This window comes from Streptomyces shenzhenensis (assembly GCF_003688995.1).
Lineage (GTDB): Bacteria > Actinomycetota > Actinomycetes > Streptomycetales > Streptomycetaceae > Streptomyces > Streptomyces shenzhenensis_A.
This window is the reverse complement of sequence record NZ_PENI01000089.1, coordinates 1-1,069: the sequence shown is the minus strand read 5'-3', so window position 1 is coordinate 1,069 and position 1,069 is coordinate 1. Positions and strand designations below refer to the sequence as shown.

General features: G+C 69.0%; 1 protein-coding gene. It reads right to left on the bottom strand.

Annotation, left to right across the window (positions count from 1 at the left end):
- Positions 1-26: 26 nt before the first annotated feature.
- A protein-coding gene (locus tag CTZ28_RS50095; RefSeq protein WP_472926684.1) for an IS630 family transposase occupies positions 27-1,069 on the bottom strand; the annotation gives its coding sequence in 2 pieces (ribosomal slippage) (positions 27-644 and positions 647-1,069; 1,041 coding nt annotated over the 2 pieces). This gene is flagged as partial in the annotation.

The window sequence follows — 1,069 nt, the reverse complement described above, 5'->3', positions numbered from 1 at the left end:
CTACTGACGTTGAAAGCGTGATGTCGTCAGGGTGGGGCGAGCACGAGTCCGGTTCCGGTGAGACAGCCGTCGAGGACGTCGTGGCGGTACTGGAGTTGGCGTAATCCCCGCCGGACGGCGTTGATCAGATCGTGCGGGTCGGCGAACGCGCGGTTGGCCGTGGTGGTGCGCCGCAGTACCGACCAGATGCCTTCGACCGGGTTGAGGTCCGGTGTGTAAGGCGGGAGTTGGTAGACGGTGAGCCAGTCCCGTCCGGCGATGTAGCGGCGCAGACCCGCCGTCAGGTGGGTGTTCAAATTGTCCCAGACCAGCACGATCGGGCCGCCGAGCTGCTGGTGCGCGGTCTGGATCAGGTCGCGGTAGTCCTTCCAGGAGAAGCTCTTGCGTCCATCTGGCCGGGCGTCCGGGCACGGCCGGTAGATCAGCCGGGAGCGTTCGCCGTGCTTGTAGCAGACGAGAGCGGCGACGGACAAGCGGCGGCGGGAGCGGCCCCGCACGCGCACGACAGGAGTGAGGCCGCGGCGGGACCAGGTGTGGCGGGTGGGCGGCGTCATCGAGAAGCCGGCCTCGTCCTCGAAGACGAGCCATGCCCCGAGCGCCGCCACGGTCCTTCCACGCTCGGCCAGGTCTCCTTCACCCAGCCGGCCACCGCCACCTCGTCCCGCTCCACCGCCCGGCGGGCCGGCACCTGACAGCTCCAGCCGTGCCGCTTCAGCAGCGCGGCCACACCCTGCACGGTGTAACTCTTGTGGAACCGCCGACCGATGAGCGTCCTGATCCGTGACAAGGTCCACGTCTGGTCCGGCCACCCATGCGCCACCGGCCCCTTCGCCAGCTCACGCTCCAGCACCGCGAACAGCTCGTCACTGAGCAGTGGCAACGACGCCGGGCCCTTCGAGGCCAGGGCCCTCGCCCCGTCCTGCAACCAGGCCTTGCGCCAGCGCTGTACCGACCGGACACCGACCCGCAGGTCGTGCGCGATGACCACGTTCTCCTCGCCCAGGACGAACCGCTCGGCAGCCTCCATCCTCAACTTCTCACGGAAGGCACGCCACTCGTCGGTCAGCCC